This window comes from Limimaricola sp. G21655-S1, from assembly GCF_027213785.1.
GTDB lineage: Bacteria > Pseudomonadota > Alphaproteobacteria > Rhodobacterales > Rhodobacteraceae > Limimaricola.
The window spans coordinates 1-25,197 of record NZ_JAPWGO010000018.1 but is presented as its reverse complement, the minus strand read 5'-3'; the positions used below and the strand labels follow the sequence as shown (position 1 = coordinate 25,197).

The 25,197-nt window shown below is 57.3% G+C and carries 24 protein-coding genes; 11 read left to right on the top strand and 13 right to left on the bottom strand.

The annotated features are described in order from the left end of the window. Nucleotides 1-282: 282 nt before the first annotated feature. Nucleotides 283-651 (bottom strand): ankyrin repeat domain-containing protein, encoded by a 369-nt coding sequence (locus O4G76_RS15865; protein ID WP_269398232.1) that lies wholly within the window; start codon nt 649-651, stop codon nt 283-285. Continuing rightward, a complete protein-coding gene (locus tag O4G76_RS15860; protein ID WP_269398231.1) occupies nt 632-1,357 on the bottom strand; it encodes a hypothetical protein in 726 nt (241 codons plus the stop codon). Before O4G76_RS15860 ends, O4G76_RS15865 begins: the two co-directional genes overlap by 20 nt. Nucleotides 1,358-1,492: 135 nt before the next feature. Here O4G76_RS15860 and O4G76_RS15855 point away from each other — a divergent pair, with 135 nt between their 5' ends. From O4G76_RS15855 to O4G76_RS15825, 7 genes are all read left to right on the top strand, one after another. After that, entirely contained in the window at nt 1,493-3,136 is a 1,644-nt protein-coding gene (locus tag O4G76_RS15855; protein ID WP_269398230.1) for a type IV secretory system conjugative DNA transfer family protein, read from the top strand. After that, the gene (locus tag O4G76_RS15850) at nt 3,133-3,621 is read left to right on the top strand and encodes a J domain-containing protein (protein WP_269398229.1); all 489 of its coding nucleotides are present in this window, start codon (nt 3,133-3,135) and stop codon (nt 3,619-3,621) included. Before O4G76_RS15855 ends, O4G76_RS15850 begins: the two co-directional genes overlap by 4 nt. A gap of 84 nt (nt 3,622-3,705) precedes the next feature. Further along, entirely contained in the window at nt 3,706-3,873 is a 168-nt protein-coding gene (locus O4G76_RS15845; protein WP_269398228.1) for a hypothetical protein, read from the top strand. Next, on the top strand, nt 3,870-4,538 hold the full coding sequence (locus O4G76_RS15840; protein ID WP_269398227.1) for a hypothetical protein: 669 nt from the start codon (nt 3,870-3,872) through the stop codon (nt 4,536-4,538). Before O4G76_RS15845 ends, O4G76_RS15840 begins: the two co-directional genes overlap by 4 nt. A gap of 8 nt (nt 4,539-4,546) precedes the next feature. Continuing rightward, complete coding sequence (locus tag O4G76_RS15835) at nt 4,547-4,708, top strand: hypothetical protein (protein WP_269398226.1); 162 nt, start codon at nt 4,547-4,549, stop codon at nt 4,706-4,708. 68 nt (nt 4,709-4,776) lie between these two features. Beyond that, nucleotides 4,777-5,259: a hypothetical protein gene (locus tag O4G76_RS15830; protein WP_269398225.1), complete on the top strand. Its 483-nt coding sequence runs from the start codon at nt 4,777-4,779 to the stop codon at nt 5,257-5,259. A gap of 12 nt (nt 5,260-5,271) precedes the next feature. Then, complete coding sequence (locus O4G76_RS15825; RefSeq protein WP_269398224.1) at nt 5,272-5,532, top strand: hypothetical protein; 261 nt, start codon at nt 5,272-5,274, stop codon at nt 5,530-5,532. A gap of 42 nt (nt 5,533-5,574) precedes the next feature. Here the strand turns inward: O4G76_RS15825 and O4G76_RS15820 are convergent, their stop codons facing one another. Continuing rightward, nucleotides 5,575-5,823 (bottom strand): hypothetical protein, encoded by a 249-nt coding sequence (locus tag O4G76_RS15820; protein ID WP_269398223.1) that lies wholly within the window; start codon nt 5,821-5,823, stop codon nt 5,575-5,577. Between the two features lie 98 nt (nt 5,824-5,921). Between O4G76_RS15820 and O4G76_RS15815 the strand changes: the two genes are divergently transcribed. Continuing rightward, the gene (locus O4G76_RS15815) at nt 5,922-6,221 is read left to right on the top strand and encodes a hypothetical protein (RefSeq protein ID WP_269398222.1); all 300 of its coding nucleotides are present in this window, start codon (nt 5,922-5,924) and stop codon (nt 6,219-6,221) included. Between the two features lie 289 nt (nt 6,222-6,510). Next, nucleotides 6,511-7,149, top strand: a complete 639-nt coding sequence (locus O4G76_RS15810; protein ID WP_269398221.1) for a GIY-YIG nuclease family protein — start codon at nt 6,511-6,513, stop codon at nt 7,147-7,149. 64 nt (nt 7,150-7,213) lie between these two features. Here the strand turns inward: O4G76_RS15810 and O4G76_RS15805 are convergent, their stop codons facing one another. Further along, complete coding sequence (locus O4G76_RS15805) at nt 7,214-7,615, bottom strand: DUF2958 domain-containing protein (RefSeq protein WP_269398220.1); 402 nt, start codon at nt 7,613-7,615, stop codon at nt 7,214-7,216. A 253-nt stretch (nt 7,616-7,868) separates the two neighbouring features. Between O4G76_RS15805 and O4G76_RS15800 the strand changes: the two genes are divergently transcribed. Both O4G76_RS15800 and O4G76_RS15795 read left to right on the top strand, forming a co-directional pair. Continuing rightward, on the top strand, nt 7,869-8,201 hold the full coding sequence (locus O4G76_RS15800; protein ID WP_269398219.1) for a hypothetical protein: 333 nt from the start codon (nt 7,869-7,871) through the stop codon (nt 8,199-8,201). A 52-nt stretch (nt 8,202-8,253) separates the two neighbouring features. Next, nucleotides 8,254-9,000 carry a hypothetical protein gene (locus O4G76_RS15795; RefSeq protein WP_269398218.1) on the top strand — a complete coding sequence of 249 codons (747 nt, stop codon included), beginning with the start codon at nt 8,254-8,256 and terminating at the stop codon, nt 8,998-9,000. Between the two features lie 52 nt (nt 9,001-9,052). Here the strand turns inward: O4G76_RS15795 and O4G76_RS15790 are convergent, their stop codons facing one another. From O4G76_RS15790 to drmD, 9 genes are all read right to left on the bottom strand, one after another. Further along, nucleotides 9,053-9,970: an ArdC family protein gene (locus O4G76_RS15790; RefSeq protein ID WP_269398217.1), complete on the bottom strand. Its 918-nt coding sequence runs from the start codon at nt 9,968-9,970 to the stop codon at nt 9,053-9,055. Nucleotides 9,971-10,187: 217 nt separating this feature from the next. Then, nucleotides 10,188-10,784 carry a hypothetical protein gene (locus O4G76_RS15785; RefSeq protein WP_269398216.1) on the bottom strand — a complete coding sequence of 199 codons (597 nt, stop codon included), beginning with the start codon at nt 10,782-10,784 and terminating at the stop codon, nt 10,188-10,190. 74 nt (nt 10,785-10,858) lie between these two features. Beyond that, entirely contained in the window at nt 10,859-11,281 is a 423-nt protein-coding gene (locus O4G76_RS15780) for a very short patch repair endonuclease (RefSeq protein WP_306467342.1), read from the bottom strand. A gap of 36 nt (nt 11,282-11,317) precedes the next feature. Next, the gene (gene drmC / locus O4G76_RS15775; protein ID WP_269398214.1) at nt 11,318-12,082 is read right to left on the bottom strand and encodes a DISARM system phospholipase D-like protein DrmC; all 765 of its coding nucleotides are present in this window, start codon (nt 12,080-12,082) and stop codon (nt 11,318-11,320) included. Nucleotides 12,083-12,091: 9 nt separating this feature from the next. After that, nucleotides 12,092-13,939: a DUF1998 domain-containing protein gene (gene drmB, locus O4G76_RS15770; protein ID WP_269398213.1), complete on the bottom strand. Its 1,848-nt coding sequence runs from the start codon at nt 13,937-13,939 to the stop codon at nt 12,092-12,094. Next, nucleotides 13,936-18,006: a DISARM system helicase DrmA gene (drmA, locus tag O4G76_RS15765; protein ID WP_269398212.1), complete on the bottom strand. Its 4,071-nt coding sequence runs from the start codon at nt 18,004-18,006 to the stop codon at nt 13,936-13,938. Before drmA ends, drmB begins: the two co-directional genes overlap by 4 nt. Next, on the bottom strand, nt 18,003-19,220 hold the full coding sequence (locus O4G76_RS15760; RefSeq protein WP_269398211.1) for a restriction endonuclease: 1,218 nt from the start codon (nt 19,218-19,220) through the stop codon (nt 18,003-18,005). The genes drmA and O4G76_RS15760 overlap by 4 nt, the downstream gene beginning before the upstream one ends. Before the next feature lie 175 nt (nt 19,221-19,395). Then, complete coding sequence (locus O4G76_RS15755; protein WP_269398210.1) at nt 19,396-23,334, bottom strand: Eco57I restriction-modification methylase domain-containing protein; 3,939 nt, start codon at nt 23,332-23,334, stop codon at nt 19,396-19,398. Then, nucleotides 23,331-25,151, bottom strand: coding sequence for a DISARM system SNF2-like helicase DrmD (gene drmD / locus O4G76_RS15750; protein ID WP_269398209.1), 1,821 nt, complete (start codon nt 25,149-25,151; stop codon nt 23,331-23,333). The genes O4G76_RS15755 and drmD overlap by 4 nt, the downstream gene beginning before the upstream one ends. Between the last annotated feature and the right edge of the window lie 46 nt (nt 25,152-25,197).

Below are 25,197 nucleotides of genomic sequence, written 5' to 3'. Positions count from 1 at the left end.
TTAGGGCTCGATGCCCGAAAAAAGACGATGACCTGGGGGATGCAACGGGGGGCGGAGCACACCCTTGCCAAGATGGCGCGGGGACCCCGCGCACATCTTGTATTCGCCCTTAAGCTTCTCTTCCTCCAGTATGCCGCATGAGGGCTTAAGGAAACCTTAACCATTACGCGCAAACTGGCTCTCACAGCTAATTTGGGCGGCTATACACTGCCTGAATTTTGCGGCTGGGTCAAATTCCCCGCCCGGAATTATCCATTCCACGCAGCAATTTAGACCGCCGATTTATGCGGAGCGCTCCTGTTCCAGGAAGCGCGCTTTTGCCTCTATGATGTAGTCCGCGAGTTCCTCGTCGACATCACATTCAATGGCGATCAGGCTCGGCCAGCGTCCCGCCTGATCAGGAAAGAAGCCTGCCCGATATTGCTCCAGCAGAGCACGGGTCAGCTTCAGATTATTGGTGCCGACGGCGATGTGCAGAGCACTCAGCCCCGTCGGCGCATCCACCATGTCGATATCGGCACCGGCGGCAAGCGCGGCCAACACCTTTTCATTCTCGCCGCGATAGGCGCAGGCGAGCATATCGTCGTCAGCATAGCGGCCACGGTCAGCGAGGATGGGACGGTTCTGTTCGTCAAACTGAAGAAATAGCACCACGAGCCCTCCCCGATTCAATCAGCACCTGTTCGGTCTTCATACAGGTGCCGTTGTCGCCCTCGACGCGGAACAAGGCTTCCGTCGCCTGCCCTTGCAGGTAGGTACCCCTATATTGCGGCGGTGATGACAGACGCTCCAGCCAATAGGTGCGCGGCAGTCCGGTGAGAGTTTCCCGCATGGCTATCAGGAACAGCACACCGGCGCGCACCAGCACACCTTCGAAATTGTAGCGCAGCTCCGGTACGACGCCGCCGCGCTGTTCCTGCACGGCCAGATAGTGTGCCGGTGCTTCGCGCACCGTCAGCACATTCTGCTCCTTGTCGGTGTCCTTCGCGTAGACATGGACGTAGGTGCCGACCAGCGGTGCAAATGCAGCCGCATCGAAGTCGCGACCTGACCAGAAGCCTGCCATCGCACCGCCGAGATCGGCGAGCGGGTCCCGCTCTTCGGGCGGCGTGAAGCCTTCGCGCTCCAGGAACTGCGCGCACATCGTGACGTAGGCATCGCCCGTCCGATGTTTGCCGCGCAGGAAGCGCTGCAGGGTCGAGAGTGGCATCTCGCGCTGGCGTGGATCACGGTCGATGACCAGGGCGCAGAGCGTCGGCACACCGATGCGATGGGCGCGCATATAGGCCTGCAGCGCCGCGCGGATACGCGCGCGCTCTTCTTCGCTGACCGTGATGAGACCGCCGGTCTCGTTCATCGCTGCGCCCCCGCAATAAGCGCGGCGCAGCGTGACCAGTCCTTGCTCAGGAATTCCGCGCGGGCGGACGGCAGGTTTGTGGGCAGCGCAATGCGCCGGCGCGAGCCGGACCAACAATAGCAAGGACGCCCGCAAATGGAAGCGATCAGACCGGACTATGTCGCCTATGCGATCATGATCATCGTCGCGCTGGTTCTGCTGTGCTGGCGCTTCGAGAACAACAACAAGACCACGCATGGTGCGGCGGCCTGGTGCCGTGTGTTCACCGCCTTCCGCAAAGGGCTGTTCAAGAAGCGCGGCCTGTATGTCGGTGACTGGACCGGCCGTCTGGCCGTGCATTATCAGGGCGCGCACGCGATCACTTTCGGCATGACCGGCTGCGGCAAGGGCACGGCGGCGATCCTGCCGAACCTGCTCACGCTCAAGCGCGCCTTTGTTGTTGATCCCGGCGGCGAGAACGCCGCCACGGCGATCAAGGCGTGGCGCAAGGACCGGCTTGAGATCGCCTGCATCAATCCGTTCGCGATGCACACGGACAAGCCCTGGGCGCTGCCGGTGCACGGCTTCAATCCGCTGTCGCAGCTTGATGCAAACAGTGCGAGCTTCGCCGCCGATGCCCTGCTGTTCGCCGAGATGTTGACACCGCGCACCGGCAAGGAAAGCGGCAGCTCCGGCTACTTCAAAGACGCGGCAGCGAGCGCCAAGCGGGCGATGCTCGTCCATATCAAGACGGCAGAGCCGGCACACCGCCAGAACATCGCGACGCTCTATGAATACGCCTATGCGGGCCTCGCCAATTGGAACGCGCTGCTGCGCGCCATGAAGACCAATCCGGCCTGCGGCCATCTGGCGAAGTTCGAAGCCGATAAGCTTTCGCGCATCGAGGCTACGGCGCCCGAAGAATTCTCGGCGATCATGTCGACGATCCAGCAGGACCTTGCTTTCCTGGCTGATCCTTTGGTGCGGCAAAACCTGTCGCGCAACGATGTCGATTTCCGGAAGCTGAAAGCAAAGGGCAAGGCCAGCAATGGCTGCATCATCAGCGTTGTCATGCCGCTCGAATATATCGAGAGCCATGCGGCGATCACGCGCCTCGCGATGGCCTGTGCCATTCTGTGCCTGCAGCGCAAGCCTTATGCGCCGGAGCCGGTGACCTTCCTGATCGATGAGGCGGCGGCACTCGGCAAGATCGTAAGGCTGCCGAACTGGCTGGCGACTCTGCGCAAGTACAAGGTGCGGGTCTGGACGATCTGGCAGAATATCGGCCAGGTGGTCGAGCTTTACGGCGCGAACTGGCAGACCATCGTCAGCAACTGCGCCCTGCTGCAGATACTCGGCGTCAGCGATCTGCAGACCGCGCAGTACACGCGCGACATGATCGGCCAGAGCACGGTCGTCACTGAAAGCGTGAATGCGCGCGGCGAGCGGTCGGTGTCGCACACAGCGCGGCCGCTGCTGATGGCCGAAGAGCTGCTGCGCACCAATGACGATGAGCAGATCGTGCTGCTCGGCAATCTGTGGCCGATGAGGCTGAAGAAGGTCGCGTACTGGAATCGGCCGGAGCTGCAAGGCCGCTACAATCCGGGTCCATTCTATGACGGCAAGATGCCAAAGCGCAGCCCGTATAACAGCATCAGCGCGTTCTGGGGGCGGCTGTATTACGCGCTCGTCTGCCTGATGGCCCCGCACCCGCTGGTCGCGCTGGCCATGACCGGTCTGATGCTCCTCTACGGCCTTCCCTACGTGCACGACGCCGGACTGATCGGAGGTTTAAAATGATCTGGCTGCTGATTGGCTGGGTGCTGATCTCGATGATCTTTGCCGAGATCGCCCCGATCCTGCTGACCGGTATCGGCTATCTGCTCTGGTTCATCGTGCTAGTGATCTGGACGGCGCTCAAGACCGTGCTGCGGCTACCGGTGCTGATCATCGTGCTGCCGTTCCGGCTGTTGGCGGACGGGCTGCTGTTTGCCCGGCTGCTGCTCAGCGAGATGCGCCGCAGCGAAGCTGATGATCGGCATGATGACGAAGAGCATCATCAGCAGGATCAGCCCGATGACCATCATGCCGGCGATGATGACGATCAGGAATTCGCGATGCGGCTGCTCGGGCTCGAAGTGGGCTTCAGCGAGAAGGAACTGAGCAAGGCCTATCGCAAGGCCATCGCGGCGGCGCATCCCGATACCCCTGGCGGCAGTGAAGAAGCTGCAAAGCAGATCAATGCCGCGCGCGATGTCCTGAAGAAAGCGCGGCGCCGCATGTGACCAGTCTGTGCTCAGGACGCGGGGTGACCCGCATCCGTAAGCTCTTCCCATCAGAACAAAAACTTCCGGTGGAAGGAGCCCGACATGAAACGCAGCAAGCCCGATTACGCGCGGATGAGCGATCCCGAGCATAACCCGCAATGGCGCAGGCGCTGGACGGAACCGCCGCTGCCAAGCTTCCCGCCGGTCCGCAATAAGATCGTCAGCTGGCGCAGCGACCAGAACGAAACCTCGAACAAGAAGGCGCGATGATCATGCTGCCTGCCATCATCAAACCGAACAAGTCCACGGCGCTGACGCGCGCCGTGGCGGCCTTCAAAGCACAGCGCCGCCCGGTGCATATCGGCATGATCATTGATGCCACCGGCAGCCGTGAGCACAGCTGGGAACAGGCCCAGACGGCGCAGCTGCGGATGTTCAAGGACCTGGCCGGACTGAAAGCCCTGCAGTTGCGGCTGCTGGAGTTCGGGGGCGGCAAGTTGTCCGACTATGGCTGGCAGGGTGATGCGCTGAAGGTCGCAAAGAAGATGACAGCGGTGCGCTGCCGCCAAGGCCTGACGCAGTTCATCCCGGCGCTCGAAGCTTTTGCGAACGACAAGACAAAGACCGACGCGCTGATCCTGATCGGCGATGCCTTCGAAGAGTGCAGCAATGTCGTCCTGATGCCGACGTGCACTCTGCGCAATCGCGGCAGCCGCGTCTTCTGCTTCCGCGAAGGCGACGATCCCGTCGCGGCCTCAGCCTTCAACAGCATCGCCGAAGCTACCGGCGGCCGGTCGATCAAGCTGGGCGATCAGCTGCCGCTTTCTGACCTGTGCAGCGGCGCGGCGCTGCTGACCGCAGGCGGGCAGGACGCGCTGAAGCGCCTTCCGAACGCCAAGGCGCGGCAGCTTTTGCTGCCGCCGCCCAAACCCTGAGAGAAGCGATGACCAATCCCAAAATTCCGAACGAACGAGAACGCGAACGCCAGCGCGAGCTGCGTGAGCAATTCATCGAAGACCCCGGCGGCGGCGTCTGGCACGTCGATGATTTTCCCGCCGAAGACGACCAACCCGAAACCAAAGATGATGGAAGGAACAAGAAATGAAAAAGCTAACTCAAGCCCGCCTCCGCGCTCTGCATCCGAGAACCGTTCCGCAGAATGACCACCGACAGATGCAGATCGAAATCACAGTGGCGATTGATCTGGGGGTTTATGAATGGCTCTCCCAAGCCGCAGAACGGACCGACATATTCCGGAATATCGAGCAGCTTGTGAATGAGTCACTGAACTTGTTTGTCGGCAGGGGTTGTCCGAGAACGCTTATGCAAAAAATGGCTGATGTAAACGGCTACTCCCTGGAAGAGTTCATATTCGGAGACATTCATGGCGGCGCTGAAAAACAGGCCGTCAGGGAGTTGTATATGGCCGCCGCTTTGCTTGCCAACCACGCGGAGTACGGATTCCTGGATGACGGAGAAGACCTGTCGGTCACAAGACTTCTGGCGATGATGAGCTTGTCTCTCCAGGGGCAGCGTGATGCTGGCGCACGCCTTATTAGTCCCAGTTTGCATGACCGACGACCCCTTCGCATACCGGTACCCGAGTATCCGCTAGAGCGGCCTCGTCCGTATGACGACGATGAAATCCCGTTCTGAAGGAGGCCTTAGGTGACGAACCACATCATCATTGACCCTGGCGCGGGCGCACCGCAGGAGCGTGCGCCCCGCCTGCAAGACAAGTCCGACGCGGAGTTGCAGGACCTGATCAGCGCGGCCACGGCGCTGCTCGAAGAGCGCGGGGCCAAGCGCAAGCAAGACGCGATCGCACAGATTCAGCGCCTTGCCAAAGAACAGGGCCTGAACGTGAAGATCGACAAGCCGAAACGGCGGCGCGGCCGTCCGCCCAAAGCAAAGGCCGCAAACAGCTGACAGGGACGCGGTTACCCGCGTCCCTGTTTCAGCGAAGGGCGCTTACGCGCCCTCCTCTTCGATCACTTCAACATCTTCATCGCGTGGTTCGCGAAGGACGATGCGACCGCCACCGGCGGGAAGCAGTTCGAGCTGCAGCGTCAGTCCGCGGGCATCTTCGTGGTCCCAGGCCGCGCCGATGCGGGTCCAGAATTTCTTCTCGCCGCGTTCGCTGACATGGTAGGCGATCAGGCTCGGCGGTGTGGTTTCACGGGCTTCGGTGCGGCGGGTGTTCTTGTTACGAGTCGTCATGGTATTCTCCTTTTCGGTTAATGTTTTCCTCGATACGCCTTCCGTCCGGCGGGGCGGCAAAGCCGTCCGGTCAATGGACAACACGGCCCGAAGGGGTGGTGCGGGCAGCCATTGACCGGCCGGCGCGCCCCGTCAGGTTTGGCGTGACCTTCGAGGGGAACAGCAGCGAAAGGGAAAACGGCGACAGTAGTGACGCACACCCTGCCGCTTGCGCGCCGTGCATCGTTACCGTCGACCCGCCGCAACACACGAGATTGCAGACGAAGAATTTCGGACGCGGCGCGGGCATCGTCACGGAAATCCGCGACATTTCGATTGCAGAGAGCGGCCCCGTCGCACTCATTCTTTCCCGAGAAACGAGACTTGATGAGCAGATCGACGAAGTTGGACGAAGCTAAGCTTTGTCCACAGAATCGGTAGATGAGCCGACCGTAGTTCTGGCGCCGTGACATGGATATTGGCAAACTGTATTGAAGCGCATCCGGCTCCGAACAAGACGCAATCACAAGGATTTACATGCCGATCTTACTACGAGACATCTGGCCAATCGAAAACCAGCGTGACTACAAAATTCACTTCGCGCGCTGAAACGGTCATTCGCAGCCGCTAGAGGTCTGGGCACGCAACCACCAGGAGTGGCAGGGCTGGCAGGAATACTGGCCGGGTCGCGATGACTTCAACAGACCGTTGATATTCTCACTGATCCAGTTCTACCACGAGACAGATTGTTGGCTGTTTGGCGGAGTTTTCCGCGTTCTTCACCGCCACGCGGATCGATATGAAGTGGAGCTGACGGATCAGGGCGTAGGTTTTTCGGGTCGCCTGAAGCTGCGATATCCATATCGTGAAAGAACGACGCGCCCCACGATGGAGAGGCACTACGAGAATTTCGAAGTCCTGAAAATTTTGCGCGAGCCCTATTCGGGAAGGAGCTTCCCCGGATACGAGGACATCGATCTCGCATTCGAGGAGCTTGAGACCCTGATCCGCAACGACCGCCTCGACTGGCGCGCTGCGCTGGAGAACGTCAAAGGCATCTACCTCATCACCGACGTGCGCACGGGACGGCGCTATGTTGGGTCGGCATATGGTGATCAGGGTCTGTGGTCGCGCTGGCGCGCTTATACCGAGACCGGACATGGTGGCAACGTTGACCTGCGCGGGTTGGTCGACCAGCAGGGCCTGGATTACTGCCGCACCAATTTTCGCTTCGCATTGCTTGAACACCGCGCAGTGCGGGTTCCCGACGAAACGATTATCGCGCGCGAGACTTTCTGGAAGCGGATACTGCTGACGCGCGGCGAGCACGGAATGAACCGTAACTAAGCAACGACTTGCGAAGAAAAAGAAGAGCGCTGAGGCGCCCTTCTTCGAGATGATGGTTTTCCAGCTACTCAGCGCATTTTCGCGCTGCGGCGTCCAGGTCGTCGGGCCGCTCGGTAATGCTGGCGGCATACCATGCTGCCGAGGAGTAGACGGAGATCGGGTGTTTTGGACTGAAGTTGAGGTCGCGCTCCACGGGCAAGCCGAGAAGGCCTTTCACTTCTTCCAGCTCGGAAATCCGCACCGTGCCTAGTTCGGGGAAGCCAACACCGAGATCGCAAAGACCGAAGGCGATGTCGTTGTCTTCGGGATCGAGCTCGGTCAGCAGCCAGGTGCAGCCCGCATCAGGCGTGAAGAGTTTGACCACCGGCAGAAAGTCGGGATCGTCCTCGCCTGCCTCGTCGGCGCTGAACCGCAGGCGACCGTTGCGCAGAAGCTGGTCGCGGATGGATTGGGTCAAGAGTTTCATGTTCGTCTCCTTTGTTCGGGTTTTCCTCAAGACGCGGAGACAAAAGACCGGACGGGTGAGCCGGCCAGTCACACGGGCAACACGGCCCTTCGCCAAGGCGGAGGGGTGGTGCGGGCAGCCCATTGACCGGACGGCGCGTTCGGCCAGACAGAGCGTCAAAGATTGAGGAAACCCGGCAAAGCGAGCGACATAACAACTACCCCCTGCTCATCGCCACCCTTCCCGCTCGGGTGCCGATCAGCGATAAGCAGGCATGCGCATCCTGTTTGTCTGCTCCAGCAACCTGATCAGAAGCCCAACTGCGGAACATCACTTTGCCGGCCGCCCCGGCATCGGGACATTGTCCGCCGGTGTCGGCAGCGACGCGATCAGGCCGCTGACCGCCGAGATGGTTGAATGGGCTGATCTGATCCTGACGATGGAAAAGGGCTACGCCGAAACAGTGCGCGAGCGGTTCGCGGAAGAACTCGGCGATACGCCGATGGTAAGTCTGGACGTGCCCGATCGCTTCAAGCGCAATGCGCCGGACTTGATCGCCTTGTTGGAACAAAAGTGCCTGAGGTGGTTTCACCCATCGACGTATTAGTGTGAAGTGACGTAAACAACGAAAAATCCGAAGAAGAGCAGCAGCATACGACATGTTTGAAGAAAAAATCCCGGCGACCTTTATTCAATACGCGACCGATATCCTGGCGGACACGAAGTCCGGCTTGAGTGGCGGCAATATCGTCAAGGAAACGGCAGCCTATGCCGTTGAATATGACGTGAACATCCCGCACCAGACCTACCCATTCGATGCCCCAAACAAGCGCACTGCATTGTTCGAGAACTTGCAGGCTTTTTCGGGTCCGCAACAGTACAGGATTATCAAAGAGCTTTGCGACCATCGCTCCTTCGCCCCGACCGGGAGCAAGAAGCGCGATGACCTGAAAATTCGCCTTGTGACGCGTTATCAGCAGTTCTCCGGAGAGGCCGACGGCGCGGATATCAACGAGACCCTGATCGAAGAGACGAAGCACTGGCTCGACCAGCACCCCGGTGCGCTGGCATCGTACAACAGCGCCCTACAGAAATATGACGGCGGCGTGTTTCTGCGCAATCTTCTGGACGATCTTCGACTGTCCCTTGAATCCCTGCTGAAATCCATTCTGGGCAATGACAAATCCCTAGAAAACCAGCTCTCAGCGCTCGGGAAATACATCACCGGCAATGGCGGGTCGAAAGAGCTTTCGAATATGTTTGTGAAGCTCCTGGACTATTACGCCAAGTATCAGAACAGCTACGTCAAACACAATGAAGGTGTGATTGAAGAAGAGATCGAGTTCATATTCGAGATCACCTCTTCCTTCATGAAACATCTCATCAGGATTGGGAAATCCGCGTAGGACGAATGAAAGCACCGACCGCCGCACTGACAAGGCGATCGGTGTTGCTGCCTCACTCGGCAGCGTCCAGCATTTCCACCGGCTGGAGCTTGTGCAGAAAATCGGCAGCACGCTGCGCATGGGCTGCAGCGGCGAAGATGGCGCGCTTGTCATCGCGCAGCACCTGCAGCCATGAGCCGAAATAGGCGACATGGTCCTGACGGTCTTCGAGCTTCAGTCCGAGATCGGCGGACAGGAACGCCGCGCCCAGCTCGGCAACGAGCTCTTCCTTGGCGTAGCCGACATCGCCGAAGCGCTGCTGCTCGAAACTGCGATCCAGCCGTGACGGATGACGGGTCCAGTGGATGCACTCATGGGCCAGCGTGGCGTAATAGCCCTGCGCATCGAAAAAGGCCTCGAACATCGGCATCTGGATGTGATCGGACGCCGGACGATAGAAGGCCGCGTTGCCGCCGTTGAGGATGCGGGCACCTGTGGAGGCAAAGAACGCCTCGGCACGGGCATCCCGTTCGTCGGGATTCACGGCACCGTCGGCGACGGCGTAGTAGTGCGTAGGCAGGTCTTCGATCTGATCGACGTTGAAGACGGTGTAGCCCTTCATGAAGGGGATGGTGACATCGACGTCTTCGCCGGACTTCTCGTCGAGTTCGGTGCGCTGGATGGTGTTGGCGTAGACTACGGGGGTGCCCTTCTCGCCCTTGCGGACATGGCCACCGAGCTCGCGGGCCTGACGGAAGGTCATCCAGATCGGGGCGGCAAAGCTGCGCTCCATCGCGGAAGCCCAGAGGGTCAGGATGTTGATGCCGCTGTAGGGATCGCCGTTGAAGCGGAGCGGCCGCGTGACAGGACCTGCGGCATGTGCGGCGTTCCAGGGCTGGGTCCAGGGTTTCACGCCTTTCTCCAGATGGGCGATGATCTGATCGGTGATGCGGCTGTAGATGTCCTGCCGCTGTGTGTCGTGGGTAGTCATGATGTTCTCCTTTCGCTGTAAGTCCCTGAGGACGCGAAAGAAGAAGGCCGAAGGCTAAAGCCGGACGGTCACCCGCTTTAGCGGGGACACGGGCAATACGGCCTTGCGCCAAGGCTTCAGGCCGCAGGCGGCAAGGGTGGTGCGGGCAGCCCGTTGACCGGACGGCGCGTTCGGCCAGACAAAGCGTCAAACCTCAAGGGAAGAAGGCGAAAGGAGTTCAATCAGCCTCGACATGAATGCCGGCAGCATGAAACATCTGCAGCATGCGGCCGACCTCAGTCGCAGCCAGCGTGGTGGTCAACCGGCTTTGAATTTCCAAGACCATATCCCTAAAAGTCAATATCGTGACAGGGTTTCCGCCGATCGCTTCACTGAATGGCGAATGAGACTCCCAGACAGCCTTGTCCCCTACGACTTTGGCAACAGCCAGGACGTAGGTAAACCGATCTGTACCGGTAGCTTCTCGGACGGCTGTGACAAAGGCTTCCGACCACTTAGGCACGGTAAGCTCGCGGAACGCCTGCCAGGCCTTCCGGCCGCGCTTGGTCTTGTCATTTTCGATTGCATCGATTTCCGACGCGGGACGAAAACCAGATTGCCAACTCTTGCAGCTCACGACGAGCACCTTCCGATCGCCTTCCAAGGTTGGATGATAGCCAATCACGTCGATGTCGCTGTGGTTGGAGTCCTTATTCTGGATGTAGTCGGGATGATCTTTTCTGGGTAAGAACTTGATGTTGTGCTGGACGAAGTACCCTTTATGGACGAGGTACTCCTCGACGATTTGTTCGAGTATGTCTTCTTTGGTCGCCACGATGATCTGTTCCCATCCCCTGATATGGTGATGGTAGCCCAGTGTGGTGCAGGCAGGAACAACGCCAATTAGGTTTATCCACTGACTTCGCCAGAAACCTCACCGTGCACTTGGCTGCTGCGCAACCAAGCATGGACTCTTTCGCCTACCTCTTCGGGAGAGCATGCCGTCTTTCCGATCAAGGCGCATTCCCAAACGACCAGAACACGCCAGCCGAGATCGATCAATCGATCGGCGTCTCGGCGATCACGCGCGACATTGGCTTCGAATTTTTCTGCCCAGAATTCCTTTCGCGATTTCGGCGTGGTGGAGCGGTAGCAACCATGCCGGTGCCAATAGCAGCCATGTACGAAAATTACTGACCGATACTTTGGCAAGACGAGATCGGGGCTTCCGGGCAACTTCCGATCGTGCAACCGAAACCTTACGCCCCTTTTATGGAGCGCCGAGCGCAGACGCATCTCGGGGCCAGTATTCTTTTGCCCGACGGCTGACATTATCCGGGAGCGAGTATCACGATCGACCGTGTCCATCTAAGCGCGGCTAAGTTGTTTAGTTGTCACTAGAGCTTCCAGGTGCCGCTGCAACTTCTGAGGTGTGGTTCCACCATCGATAAGGACACCGGCCTCCATGTTTTTCTCCATGGCATGTCCCGTGAGGTTAGCGCTCGAAATGAAGCAAAGATTTTCATCGGCCACGGCAACCTTTGCATGGACCTTTCCACCACTGAATGCGTCAACTCGATTTGCCCAGTAATACAGCTTGGCGTTCGGCACGCTCTTCTTCATCGCGCCTATGCCGTCATTGGAGACGCCACCCCCGTCGGCTTCGCTTCGCTCCAATAGGATGGATACGTTAACACCTCGCGCCGTGGATTTATTGAGCGCGTCCACAATCGATCCGACTTTGTAGGTCACAAAGCTCGTCACGAAAAGTCGATCCTGCGCGGCATTGATGACCTGCAGCAATGCCTGCTCGGTTTTCCGGGTCGGGACCATCGCGCTAGAAGGACCAGTCCATACGAGTTCGATGGATTGCTCGTTGCTGACTTTGTTGTGGACATAGCTGGCGGCACGAAGCATTGCAGACAACTCTACTGGTGAGAGTTCCGGCAAAACTTTCCAAGCGTCGATCAAGCGTTTTAGGCGAGACCTGGACTCGGGGGCCGTAGTCCAGACGTCAAAGGTTACTGCATCGAGGGGGCCAGACGACTTCGTAATCAGGCTTCCTAGCTGTTCGACTTTTCCCTGAGGCGTGTTTGTGGCGATGTCCGCAATAACTTCGAGAAGCTCCTTCACACTACCCCCTCACTCGAAAAATGCGGCGTCGCTGACATCCAGCGTTGGAAGGACCAGTGCCCGGTCGATGTAGCGATTTCCCAGCTCACAAGACGTTTCGGAAACAAAAGAACAGGCGTGGCATGCCGCGGCGTGAAGCGAGCGATCCTTTTCGGGATTATGCTCGGAGCAGAGCGGGTCCGAAGAACAGACTTGCCCGCGTTGCAGCGCTTGCCGCAAGAGTCGCCCGAGATTCTCGGGATTACCGAGGTCGACTAGACCACCCAGTGTCCCGTCGGAGTCTGCGGCCGCAGTGTAGATCAGAATCCCCGCTTGCTTTTCTTTTCCCGTCGTTTCCGCATAAATACGTTCTCGTATGCTTGCAGCGTTGTAGCCGCATTCAAGAGCCAGTTCCCTAATCAACATGTGGGAAAGCGTGTGCAGCATGGCATATCGAATACCTGGATAGTTCTCGTCGGGATCGAGACGTCTTGCTGTGCGCCAGCCACGATGCCCGGCGACGAGCAGCGCATCGCGACGCTTGACCTCATCCTTCGCTTCCCAAGCGCTTAGCGCCTTCTCGTCGAAGCGAAGGAATATGCCTTCACCGTGAACTTCGGAGGCAGGAATCCACTCCGGCGCACCTTTGCATAGACTGGCGCGAGCAGGTCTTTCATTAGGGTCACCCCCCTCTTCTGGAGCCTCCACGCGAGTGAACCCCAGCAGAGCGTTCACCTCTCGTAGGCGTTCGAGTAGAAGAACGGACGCGATTTTGGTTTCGAAGCCTTTGGGTGAATTGACTGTCTTACTCAGAAAATGAGGCCAGTCCGTCGGAGGGTTCGGATTGGTAAGCACCTTCCATTCCGGACCTTTGATATCAGACGCGTCGATAGCACCGGTGTCTTCACCAGACTTCTTGGCTTCGATGGCCTCCCAGATTTCATCGATTGTAAAGTCGTCCAGCCCTGGAATGGCTTCTCGCTTCCTGAGAGCCTTGAGAAGCCCTTTCAATTCTGCCTTGTCTTCGACGTCTTCGAAGTCATCCCAAAGTGCCTCGACGATATCGCGAGCGGAACCAACGGACACGGGTATGGCCAAAGCGGAGAGCGTCAGCGGGAACCAGCTGTTGGTAGCGCCCAGAAGCACTGCGCGGGCTTGCTGCTGGCAATTGTCGTCAAAGTCATCGAGGTGAGGATGCCGCCCACGACAAGCCGGCAAATTGTCTTTCCCAGCTTTGCCAAAAGCGTGCGCCATATTCCTCGAAGCGCCACAGGTATCGCACTTCACCCACAGGTTTTCGGTCTGCAGCGATGCACCACTTTCGAAGAAGCGCAGCGTGCCTTTGCAAGCCGAGGAGCCACTATGAACGAAATAGTGCCACGGGAAGTCGTCAAGGTGTCCCGATCGGCAAGCGAGCAAGAAGCGAGCCGGAACGGCATCCGCGTCTTTGGGCTTTTGGTCTCCCTTTGACCCCCGGCAGTCCTTGTGGACGAAACGTGTTCGCTCAGGCTTGAAGTGATCTTTGCACTCGAAGAGCCCAAGGTCGTACTCAGAGAGTAGGCCGCACTTTACGCACCTCAGCCAGCGTGGAAACGGGCGCACGGGAACGCCGATGAGCGCCTCCGCCGAGTACCTTTCTACGTTTTCTTCGCGCGTGAACGGCGGAACACGAAAAGTCTCGACCTGGGGTCCAAGAACACGCCTGACAGCTGCCAAAAGGCGCGCTTCGTCGATCGGTTGGCATCGGCTCTTATCCCAACGGTCGATACCGAGCGTCACGACCGAAAGATTCGGCAGATCGATCAACGCACCAGGGCCGTAGGTCCAAAGCAGTTGCGAGGGCCTTACCTGCCCTACAGGAACTCGATCGTTGCTCATTCATCACCTTCCCCGTCTTTGGTCTCCAGAGGTGGAGGCGTCCAATCGGGGCCCGCGCCACTCTTGACTTTACTCATCACCAGGCGAACTCCTGGCTCAACTTCGCGCATCGACATCGGTACGGTGAAGTCGTCCCAAGCTTTGATTCCTGGCTTCTTCAGAAGCGCCGCCATCGTGTCTTTGCCGGGACCCCGCTTCTCATAACCAAGAGTCCGTCCGCCCTTTCCGGCCTCCGTGCACCACTCGTCGATGCGAGATTTGATCTCGTCCGAGGCCAATGTCTTGACCTTTGCTTCCTGGGTCACGTTCCAAGCTCGATCCACGATGATTGCGGCTGCATGCTTGATCGCGTCCTTGTCGGGTCGGTCCAATGCGCCGGCGCCCGTGTTTGGGTTCAAATCGTCGTCTTCCAGTCTCGAAATACTGACGAGCGCTCCAGTCAGACCACGATCCATCGCCCGCGGTGAAAACGGTGTGACCGATTGCGCTTCGACGTGCTTATAGAACGTCGCATGATAGTGTTCGAAGGTCTCGTAGTGTGACAGATCGCGTGGCCGTGCCCATGTCAGAACGGTGCATACCAGACCGGGTGACGCACGGCCGACACGGCTTGTCGCCTGAATGTACTCGGCAGTGCCCTTCGGCTGTCCATTGACGACCATTAGACCCAGCCTGTTCACGTCCACGCCAACTGACAGCATGTTCGTCGCCAACACGACATCGATGGCGTGTGGTTCTCCGTCCTCCCATTTGGTGACGAACTTGTCTGACGCCGGATCGAACTCCGCTTTGAATTTGATCTCCAGTTGGTCGAGCTTTTTGGGAATATCGCGGCTCGAAACGCGCGATGTCAGCTCGTCGATGTTGCTTATGCTTCGCTGCGCAAGCCCCGGTCGGTCGACCATGCTCATGTTGACCCGATAAGCACGAGTCTGAACGTCATCTTCGGCAAGGCGCTTCATGCCGCCAAGTTCACGTAGAGAATTGAAGTAGCCTACCCCAGTCATATACGGATCGGCTGCTTGGCCGAAATGGTCGAACAGTGCCTGAGAAGCAGCCAGGAACGCTGTGTAGACGCGGATGAGCATCGCTGGACGCGAGCTTCCGGGGGAACAAACGCCAAGATAGCGGCGTCCCGGAATCTGGCTGATCGGGCGCTGCACGGAAAAGAAGTTGTCAACGATGTCCAAGCCATGCGGCGGAAATACCGCGACACGTCTCATGAATACATTATTGACCTGTTCGGGCGCTTTCCGAACGGTAGCCGTCGAAGCGATGATTTTCGGTTTCACGACCTTGCCGTCGAGCTTCCAACCCGAGAGTTCGTCGATTGCGGTTTCGTAGAGGCCGACCATCGTACCCAGTGGTCCGCTGATCAGGTGGAATTCGTCCTGAATTATAAGATCGGGGGGCCTGAGCGGGTTGATCGATTTCGCTTCGGTGCGCGGCAATCCCTTACTCGCCGGATGATTTCCGCTGCAATCCGAACCCGGCCAGAGCAAACCGTGACGTGGGCACTCACGGGTCGCGCGCCCGAACAAATTCCGTGCCTCTCCCCGCCAAGCCATCAGCGCGAATTTGTCGACCGTCGCGATCATCATCGACGGCGGACGGTGATAAATCTCTTCATCAACGACGACTACGGGGATACCAGGATGGGGCCGGCCGCTCGACTGCCCCTTGGAGAAAATGCAGCGACTCTTCTTGTCACCACAGTAGATTATCGTTCGCTTCTGCGGTTTATCGACGAAAATGTCGCGTTTGTCGGAAACCTCGCTGCCGCACCAAGGACAGCTTGTAAGTTGCGCGGGCGATGTGCTTCCCGCATCGAACTTATCGGGATCACGGATATCTTTGATCGCACTGTGACTTTCGTCAGTCGATCCTGGTGTCACTTTGTTTCCGACCCACAGCCCGATGGTGAATGGCGTATTCCCGAGGCTCGTGTCGCCTGACGCGATGGCCTCCAGTCTTAGCACCTCCATCGCGCAGATAAGCGCTGACGCCCGCTGAAACTGCTGAAGCGTCAGAAGCCTCAGGGTGTAGCGCATGACGACGCCAAGTCCGCGGGTGCCGTCGTAACCGCCGAGCTTTCCTTGAAGACGACGGATCGCCATCGCGAAGGCGGCCACACCCAAGTAGGCTTCCGTCTTGCCGCCGCCGGTTGGGAACCACAGAAGGTCAGCAAGGGAATCCAGAGGTTTGGTGCGATCCGCGTGAGCGGGGTCTGCCAGAGACGGAAGCGCCAGCAGGACGAAGGCGAGCTGAAACGGTCTCCAGGAACGGTTCTTCCTAATATCGAAATCAGCTAAATCCTTTGTCTCGCCACGTCGCCGAGACAAGGCATACATACTTTGGACGCGCTGCCGCGCCATCGCCAAGTTGGCAAAACGGAACGCCTTTAGTGCCTTGTCGTCGGACGGATCGGCGAGCACGGCGATGCCTTGAGCTAGTCTTGCTTCGATCTCCTTACAGCGAGCGAGAGCCGCAGCTGCTTGGGTGTCGTGGCCAAGGACATCGGCTCCGATCCTAGACCCCTGCTCCTCAATCCATGCGCGATAATCCGCGGTGAGGACTTGCAGCGCAGCGATCAACTCATCACGTTCGAGTTCCGCGAGTTCATTCATGTCGAGATGACCATCGGCGATCATCTTCTTCATTGCTGGCCGATCTTCCGCTTTCGAACCTGGGGTCTCAGTGACCGGCACCTCGTATTGGGGCATGATCACCGTTCGAACTTCGAATGCACTTTCAGGATCGTCGGTAAGTGTGTCGGCATGTACGGCTACGCCATGGCCGGCTGCAAATTCGACCTGCCGGCGATAGACCATTTCCAATGCATCGCGTTCAGGATCGTCGCCTTTGGTCGGCATCGCCAACCTACGACGAAAGATCGCGCTACTTGTGGTTCCGCCTTGAGAGCGCACGACGATCTCCGGTTGGAAAACCCATGCACTGTCCTTGTTTTCTTCTGGCTCCTCTTGGGCGTTCACCAAGAAGATCGTGACGATCCGGTCGCCATTCGCATTCTTTCCACGAACAGTTCCTTGAATGCGCACTTCGGGATTGCCGGCATCCGGTTTTTGCCCTTTGATGATCCCTTCCTTCAATGAGATCTTCACGGTCCCGCCACAAGGCACGCGTTGCCAGACCTTGGCTTTGATTTCTTCCTGACGTTTCTCTACGACATTGCCTTCGCCATCGCGTATTTTTCGGTTCACCGTTTTGGTGTGTTCGTGCTCGTACTCGCGAACGTACTTACCCCACAGGGCTTCGACCTCAATCGCTTCGACATCGCCATCGACACAGAAAGTCAGTCCCATACTCGAAGGCACGAGCGACTGGTTACTGCCGGCATCGATCTCTTCGGCCGCCTCAGCCTCGGCGTCGACGCGCCCAGTCGTTGTCTCGAACTCGGCACCGGTCTCATGGCGGCCAGTGTGAACCTGAAGATCATCAGGCTCTTCGTCTTCCTCGGCTTCTAGCTCAAGCGGCCCTTCAAGCCCCTCGACGCCACCCGATGTACCGGTCGCAGTTTGACGCGGAGCGAGTTTTCCAACGAGGTACCGATCGCGCACGCCCATATCGATAATCTGCTCGTGCGGTCCATTCGCGGGCCCGAGCAGATCGTCCATGACCGCCAACTGAAGCAGTTCCCGGATATAGGCCTGATCCTCGATCGGCTTGACGTCTGCGACGGCTATACCGAACGCTTTCGATACCGCTGCTTCGAAGTCATCCCACGCCAGGCGCGAGACGTCGCCTTTCGCCGGCGACGAAAGCCCGATACTCGATGCCGAGATCGGTTTCTCCAGTCCTTGAAATCTGTCGAGATAGACGGTCAGACCATCACGGTCCAAGCGAACGCGCATCACACGTCCAAGCCGCGTCACGTTCCAAGTTCCACCGACGAAGATAACCCAGTCACCGATCGACAAGCCCGAACGCAGCTTCGGGTCACCGTTCAAACGGAACGCAAAAGCAGGAAACGCGAAACCATCGAGCTGGACCTTCTGCTCTTGAACGATCCATGCGCTTTTTGTCTGCTTCTCGGCCTCAACACTCATCTCGCACCTCCCGAAACCGCAAACTCGCGGTCAAGCATGTCTTTGACCAACCCCGGCGTGTTGAAGCCGCTGGCCGTCAGTATGTCTGCAATGTCTTTGCCACTTAGAAAAATGATTGGGTGGCGGTCTTCCCGCACTTCTTCATAGGCCTGGCGCCCGATCACCGATGTCGTCACTAGAACACCGAACTGCCGATGGCGTATGCGGGAGATCAGACGCGAGACCTCCTTTACGCCCACAGTATTTGCTGTCGCGCCGATCAGTGGTGGTCGATAGCACTTAGCTTCCAAGGAGTACTCTGCGTACACCGGATCGTCGCTTAAACCGAGCAGATATCGCCCGACCGCGTCGCGACCCCCGTCAACGGAAGCGCGTGTCACCTCATCTACGATCACGCGAGGATCGTGCATCTGAAAGACGCGCGCTGCGAATGCCTCGAACGCCAGAGGCGTGTCTTTGAAGTGTTCCCAAACGCATTCGAGTATGGAAATTTTCGTGGCGGTATCTGGTATTTGGCTCGACACCTCACGAATGACGGTCGTACTTTCCGCTGCCAAGGCTCGGTACCGACCGCGCAAAACCCAGTCAGTCCAAGCGCTAGGCGCATTCGGAGTCAGGCTATTGCCAGCCGCGAGATCATTGAGCCACGCGCGCGAGATGACCTCAGTATCAAGGACCGTAAATGTTGCCTGATAGTTTTGGAAGCGTTGCCCCTTCGTCGTCTTCCAAACGGCGACGAGATCGCCCGTAGCGGGCAACCCCATGAAGCCTGGAACGGCAAGTCCCTTGAACTGCACGGAGCGTGCGCTGGTCGCCGTCGGATACTTCCTGAAAATGAAGAACGGCGGAACACGATCCCGCTGAGGCGGACTGGAATGAAGAAGGTCGAAAACCCGCCTTAGAATCCGATTGCCGCCGCGATCGGTATCATGAAGCTCGTGGCCCGGCGTCTTGTTGTCGCCGTAGTAGACAAACTGCCCGGTGCTGGTGTCCAACCGATCGGGCCAATCCGCATCCTCGCCACTCGTGTAGAGCACTACGGATTTCTTGTCGTCACCTCGGCCCGACGCACGGAAGCCACCAAGATTTCCTGTGCCAGGCAGTACCTTCGAAAGCGCCTCACCTGAAAGCTGGCCACCAGGTGCACCTTCGTAGACCGCATCGATCAAGAGATCGGCGATCGGCAATTCAATGAAAGGAACAACCCTTACCACTTAACCTCACTACATTCGTTCCACGATCGACCAAAGCAGCCCTCGGACAAGCTAACACTGGGCCAACAATCAAACTTTTGTCGAAAGTCGAATGCCACAAAAGGAAACTGAAAAATTTGAACGCAACCTTTGAATGCAATCCATGAGTTGAGAGTATCGAATCTAAAGTCTGTGGTCATATATTTCGCCTGTTTAGCTCGATCAGCCGACCAGCTACCTTATCCCTCACCGGCTCCGCTATGGAATACATTTCGCCCCTATCCGTAACTGCAAATTCGTAATCCAAAACTAAATCACCCCAATCATAGGCTTCGAATACCAGCTGATCCATATCCCTATGAGCTCTCCGCAAGGAGCAAATGTCCTCGTCGGAACACCCACTGGAATGAAATAAGTTATATAAGCCTGTCAGGCCAATCCCTCGATCTGACTGAATGCTATCCCTAAGATTATGATATTCTAATCCAATACGCCCGAGACTGTTAAACTGCCGATCTCCCCCGACGAAGATATCCTGAGGATCAGGAAATGTCTCAAAGCAATACTTCGGTGTATAGTTTAATGTCTTTCCCAACGTAGTATGATTTCGCAAGACCCAATCAAAATGAATTGATGATTGATAGAGAGCGAAAACAGAGTACTCCTCGGTAGGAATAATGCAAAACTTGTTGCTAAAACAGATCGAAGCATCGGCAAAAGCGAAATTGATATGCTTCGTAACGATTGGTACAACAAGTACTCGATCAAGCCCCGCGATGGCGGAGCGAAGTCCAGGCCTAACCTCAGCGAACTGCCACCATTTCTCACGGTTTGCCTTTCGGTTAACTTTGTCACGATAGGGTTTTACCCTTTCCCGAATGACTTTTAGCGGCTCGACAAATTCTTCCGCCTCTTCAATCGACATGGCGCCGAAGTCAATAATATTTTCATGACCAAGCCTATCAGTTTGCGTGTTAAAGTCTTTTCCTGTTAAGTATTTCTTTACGATCTCAATGTTCTTGCGGTCCGATTCTATGAGCGCCCTCGCCTCATCACCGTCAATTACGAAACCTTCTCCCAACGGCATGTATCCAATAAAGCTAAGCCTCGACTTTTCCGCAAGCGGCGCAATTCTACCAAGCCCTGCATCTAAGCTTAAGGAGGAATCGATGCCGGTAACAACTTCGCCATTGATACGCGATGGCAAAGATTGATGTCCTTTGGAAAAATGGACGACGCTGACCACGACAGATGCCGTGCCGGGCCAAGGAAGCATCTTATTCGCGCAGTAGATTTTTCCTCCCATCTCTATTATTGTTTGCAGACCGGCCTCCTTCGTATCGCCTTGCGATATAGACTTTGTTCCAATCAGCCCGCAAAAACCAGGATCGTTCAATATTTGCATCGCCCGAAGGAAGAATTGAACAACAAGATCGGCGCGCCCTATTGACTTCTCAAATCTGCCCGCAAGATATTTAAAGTATGCATCACCAAAGCTTTCGGAAATATATTTGCAACCCATAAAGGGAGGATTCCCAACGACGGCGTCGAACCCACGTCTATCGGTTTGAAAAACTTCAGGAAACTCAAGGGGCCAGTGAAACGGGTATCTTCGGACTCTTCCATGGGTCAGGTCGGCACCTAAACCTTCTAGTGCTTGGGTACGCAGCGCTCCGATCAAATCGCTGTCGCCTTCAATAGCGCGCCCGGCATCTATAGATATGGAAGTCGTATCTACTGCCTTTCCACGGGCTGCCAAAATTTCTCCAATCAAGGCATCGGCGATCAACTCAGGCAAGGCTAGTTTTTGGCGCGCCTGCTCATCAAGTGCGGCCATTGCTTCGACATCGCGTATGTCGCGAATTGGCCTTCTTCGAAGCTGTAACCTAAGATCGATTGCTTCCTTAACGATTTGGTCAATATTCGACGCAAATAGCTTCCTGCTACTACCCATTCCTGGCTTCATTTCCAGATAAAGGAGCTGGTCTATGTCGTGTATACCAAGCAGGCTATCACCTGATCGTAGATTGTGATCTAGAAATCCGAACGGTCGCCCCTTCGCAAGCGTGATCAACCAAATCGAGAGCTTCGCAAGCTCGACTGCAAGTGGATTGACGTCGACGCCATACAGGCAGCGCTCGCCGATCAGGCGGCGCGCGGTGAGCATCCGCTCTTCCGGATCCTCGCGGAGAGGTTCACGTCCATTGCATTTCTCGACGACGATGCCCTCAGACGAGACGGCGTTTCCGTTCGCCTCCGCCTCTCGCCAGGCCTCGACCAGACGCTCGGCAAGCCACCTGCAAACCTGCACGAGGAATGCTCCGGAACCCATCGCCGGGTCACAAATCTTGAGATCAAGCAGCTCCGAAGGTGATTTCAGCTTCCATTCTTCCCGCGGCTTTCCCTCTGCCGGCCCGACATAGACAAGCGGTTCGAGCGTCTCTTTAACGATCGCATCGGTAAGAGATTTCGGCGTATAGTGCGTTCCCGTTTCGCGGCGATCTGTTCCCGTCGTAACCATGAAGGTCCCGATCGGATAGGCCAACGGATAGCCCCAGCGGTCCGTACGCAGAAGATGCAAATATGGTTTAATACGATTTCTTAGGGCCTGATCACCATGACAAGCCGTCAACAAGCGATCGGCATCGGCGGCATCGACTGCCTTTTTGAGATCGTTCTTTACCCGGCTGTGCGAACTGCCGGTCCGCTCTTTCAATAGAGCCGCGATTGCATCCGCGCTCTTCGCAGCGGCCTCTTCCAGCTCGTCGAGCGTCACCCATGGTTTCTTGGCGCTCTTGGTCGCGTCGAGGTCCAGCGTGACTTCTTTGGCCCGAACCACGGTGCGCTCCAACAAACCTTCATACACATAGCCGATCTGCTCGACGTCCAGTTCGCGATACGACAGCGTACGCCCCTGGAATAGCTGCACTGCGTCCAGAAGCAACAGCACCGTCCGATTGTCGATTGGAAGCGGCTTCGCGGGGTCTGCGCGCCAATGTGAACCCTTCAGTCTCCCTTCCAGGAAAGGGAAGCGGTCGGGATCAAACAGCGACCCACCCAAGGCAGGCAATCGCATTTCTTCATGATCGACGCCACCATACACGGCGCGGAAGATCGCTAGAAGCCGTGACCATGCATCATAGCGGCGTTCGAGAATTTCTTCGGACTCGGCGCGCAGCTGTAAGCGCAGCGTCGATATCGCGTAATTGGTTTCGTAGGTTTCATCGCCTAGAAGCAGCAGATCGCGCTCTTCGGCCGACAGCAGAAAAACGATCCGCATCATCACGGTGAGCCCGGCTTCGTAGAGCTCTGTCGGTTCTACGCCAGCAAGCAGTTCGCGATTAATATCGAGGTCGGCGCGGTCGAGCGCTTGGATTAGGACTTCGACGGCGCGCCGAACCTGTTCGCCAAGTGCATCCGTAACCTCGTCCTGGAGCTTGAGCGACTCGTCGAGCAAAGCCGGCAACTGCTCATCGCTACCAGTAAAAAAGCGCCGAACGCCAAGGAGACTGACAAAGGCCTGCAGGGTCTTCGGCTCTTGGCTCCAGAGGCTTGCGTACCAACTAGCGAAAGTCGTCACAGCGCCGACGGGCGCATCGACCAGCATCCATTGCTCACCATTGGTGACCAGACCAAGTCTCGTACCAGTAGCCCGGCAGAGCTCCACCATTCGTTCAGCGGGGCTCGCAGCCCAACCATCGTAGTTCAACGGTTTATCAAGAGCGGCATCGTGGGCGTATGCCTTGATGAGCATAAGAGCGCTGTCGCCATTGCGATCATCGACAACGGCGTAGTCAGGACTAAGGGTAATGGCATACTCAGGCAGTCGATGTGCCAGTGCTTCGGGAAGCTCGTTGCCAGCTTTCAGGACGTCACCGGCGCCATCCTCGTCTAGCTCCAGTCCTTGCCGCAAAACGAGATCGACCCAGGCTTGGTGTATCGCCGACAAATCATCCTCGCCGAGTTCGATTGCATCGCGCCATTCTTCATATGCCTGGCGCAAGAGCCTTCTTTTCTCGACGTCGACTTCATCGAGTCCTTGGGGAAACACATCCTTCAAAACCGGTTCCGCCAAGAATGGACCGGATATGTCGATCAGCGAAAGCCACTCGCCATGCAAGCTCATCGTATTCATACGGCGCCTCCAGAAACCTGCGAGTCAGGAACGAGAAAGATGGCGGCGACGGGAAAGGTCCGCGCCGCAAAACCATCGTAGCGTCGCTCGATCGCTTCGATTTCCTGCTCCCTCTCCTTTGGAATACGGGCGAGGCGCGCCTTCAAGGCTTCATTGTCACGTCGCACTTGCGTGCGCTCGTCTTCCAGTAGCTGTTTGATCCAGTCGAGTTGCTCGGGTTTGGATTCCTTCGCGAGTTCTTCCTCGATCGCTTTGCTGAGCTCATCAAGAACAGCGCCGATATTCTTGATCTCCTGCTGCTTTCTCGTTTCCAGCGTGTTTTCGAGATTCCGGAGACGATCCCGAGAGCGAGCCTCGACCGTCTGCATGATAGAATCCTTGGCTGCTGCAAAGTTGCTGGACATCTCTGCAAGCAGGTCCTCGGGCGCCGTCAATGAGCGGGCACCATCCAGCCACTCGTTCACGAGAGATACCCGCGCTTCTCGCGCAAAGCCATTTGCTTTTAGATAACCTCCTGAGACTGTGAGCTCTTCGTGTAATCTGTGATGATTGCCGCCAGTAATAACGAGCCGCGAAACGATCACGACGGCAGGCGTATCAAGCGTATCGCCAGCTACGGTTCTGACATCAACGCGATGAAGTTTCTTTACATCATCTTGAGCCCAAACTTCGGCACGCATTAGCCTGAGGCACATCTGGACCAAGCGGTGATTGAGGTGGACGAGCACGACATCGTCGCGGTTCTTGGCGACGGCATGATCGAAAGTGATCGGCCTGATCTCTCCAGTATGGGGATGGCGCAGCCCTTCCATGCATCTCGCCCACGTTCCCGTCAGCGATGGCATCTTGAAGACCGTGCCAGACGGCGCGTCCTCCAATTCGACAGGTTCCAGTGATGGCTTGTCGGCCAGTGCCAGACCTACTCGAACAGCGGCGCATACACGATCGGGTGTAAGGTGGAAGTCCTTGCGTGTTTCAAGTAGGCGCTCATGGAGCTTGGCTATACGGTCTTTGAGTTCACGTTCCGCACGAACGTAACGCTTAGCCTTGGCTGCGCGCGCCTCGGCCTCCTGCGTGTCAAGCTCGCGCCGCGTACCTTCGATGAGGTCTGCCATTTGCGGGGCGATGACGGGGTTTACGCTACCCATATCCTCGCGCATGGATTCGAGTTTTGTAAGGGCGCGAATGATGTCGTCGGCATGCCCGCCAAGTGTGTCCCCTGCGGCCACACCGCCATCAACAGGATGCCAGATCAAGACTTCGTCGTGGCGTTGGCCATGCCGATCGATCCGGCCGTTACGTTGCTCCATCACGTTCGGGTTGTAAGGTATCTCGACGTGGATCAGGCAGTTACAATAGTTCTGCAGGTCGATACCTTCCGAGGCGGCATCGGTTGCAAGCAGAATGCGAACATCGGCATCGCGCGGGTTTGTCTGGAAGGCCGCTTTGACCTTTTCACGCTCATCATGGTCCATACTGCCATGAATGACAGCGAGCCGGTCACCACCGAACCCATGTGATGCGAGGATTTGATGAAGCCATTGATGTGTCGTGCGGTATTCCGTGAATAGAATGACACGGCGTTCGTTCCACTCGCCATCGGGCTTCAGATTCTTCTCGATCCAATCGATGATCGATTTCGCCTTCGAGTCAGGTCGGTGGGCTGCGGCTTCGGCCCAGGCTCTCATCCGCTCGATAAGGCGCTCTTCGGACTCAGTAAGGGGAGCGCTGCGCTTGCTCGCCTCTTCGACCGCCTCGTCCCGTGCGGACTCAGCCTCATCGTCATTGGTCTGCCCCCACTGAAGTGCTCCGCCCACTGAGATAGATTTATCTCGTCAGGAGGAGGACGAAGCGATGGGTGGA

What these genes read in the sequence shown, in the direction of transcription:
- O4G76_RS15860 (WP_269398231.1), bottom strand. Translation starts at nt 1,357, where the DNA reads ATGAACGAGACCGGCGGTCTCATCACGGTCAGCGAAGAAGAGCGCGCG.
- O4G76_RS15855 (WP_269398230.1), top strand. Translation starts at nt 1,493, where the DNA reads ATGGAAGCGATCAGACCGGACTATGTCGCCTATGCGATCATGATCATC.
- O4G76_RS15850 (WP_269398229.1), top strand. Translation starts at nt 3,133, where the DNA reads ATGATCTGGCTGCTGATTGGCTGGGTGCTGATCTCGATGATCTTTGCC.
- O4G76_RS15845 (WP_269398228.1), top strand. Translation starts at nt 3,706, where the DNA reads ATGAAACGCAGCAAGCCCGATTACGCGCGGATGAGCGATCCCGAGCAT.
- O4G76_RS15840 (WP_269398227.1), top strand. Translation starts at nt 3,870, where the DNA reads ATGATCATGCTGCCTGCCATCATCAAACCGAACAAGTCCACGGCGCTG.
- O4G76_RS15835 (WP_269398226.1), top strand. Translation starts at nt 4,547, where the DNA reads ATGACCAATCCCAAAATTCCGAACGAACGAGAACGCGAACGCCAGCGC.
- O4G76_RS15830 (WP_269398225.1), top strand. Translation starts at nt 4,777, where the DNA reads ATGCAGATCGAAATCACAGTGGCGATTGATCTGGGGGTTTATGAATGG.
- O4G76_RS15820 (WP_269398223.1), bottom strand. Translation starts at nt 5,823, where the DNA reads ATGACGACTCGTAACAAGAACACCCGCCGCACCGAAGCCCGTGAAACC.
- O4G76_RS15805 (WP_269398220.1), bottom strand. Translation starts at nt 7,615, where the DNA reads ATGAAACTCTTGACCCAATCCATCCGCGACCAGCTTCTGCGCAACGGT.
- O4G76_RS15800 (WP_269398219.1), top strand. Translation starts at nt 7,869, where the DNA reads ATGCGCATCCTGTTTGTCTGCTCCAGCAACCTGATCAGAAGCCCAACT.
- O4G76_RS15795 (WP_269398218.1), top strand. Translation starts at nt 8,254, where the DNA reads ATGTTTGAAGAAAAAATCCCGGCGACCTTTATTCAATACGCGACCGAT.
- O4G76_RS15790 (WP_269398217.1), bottom strand. Translation starts at nt 9,970, where the DNA reads ATGACTACCCACGACACACAGCGGCAGGACATCTACAGCCGCATCACC.
- O4G76_RS15780 (WP_306467342.1), bottom strand. Translation starts at nt 11,281, where the DNA reads ATGTCAGCCGTCGGGCAAAAGAATACTGGCCCCGAGATGCGTCTGCGC.
- drmB (WP_269398213.1), bottom strand. Translation starts at nt 13,939, where the DNA reads ATGAGCAACGATCGAGTTCCTGTAGGGCAGGTAAGGCCCTCGCAACTG.
- drmA (WP_269398212.1), bottom strand. Translation starts at nt 18,006, where the DNA reads ATGAGTGTTGAGGCCGAGAAGCAGACAAAAAGCGCATGGATCGTTCAA.
- O4G76_RS15755 (WP_269398210.1), bottom strand. Translation starts at nt 23,334, where the DNA reads ATGAATACGATGAGCTTGCATGGCGAGTGGCTTTCGCTGATCGACATA.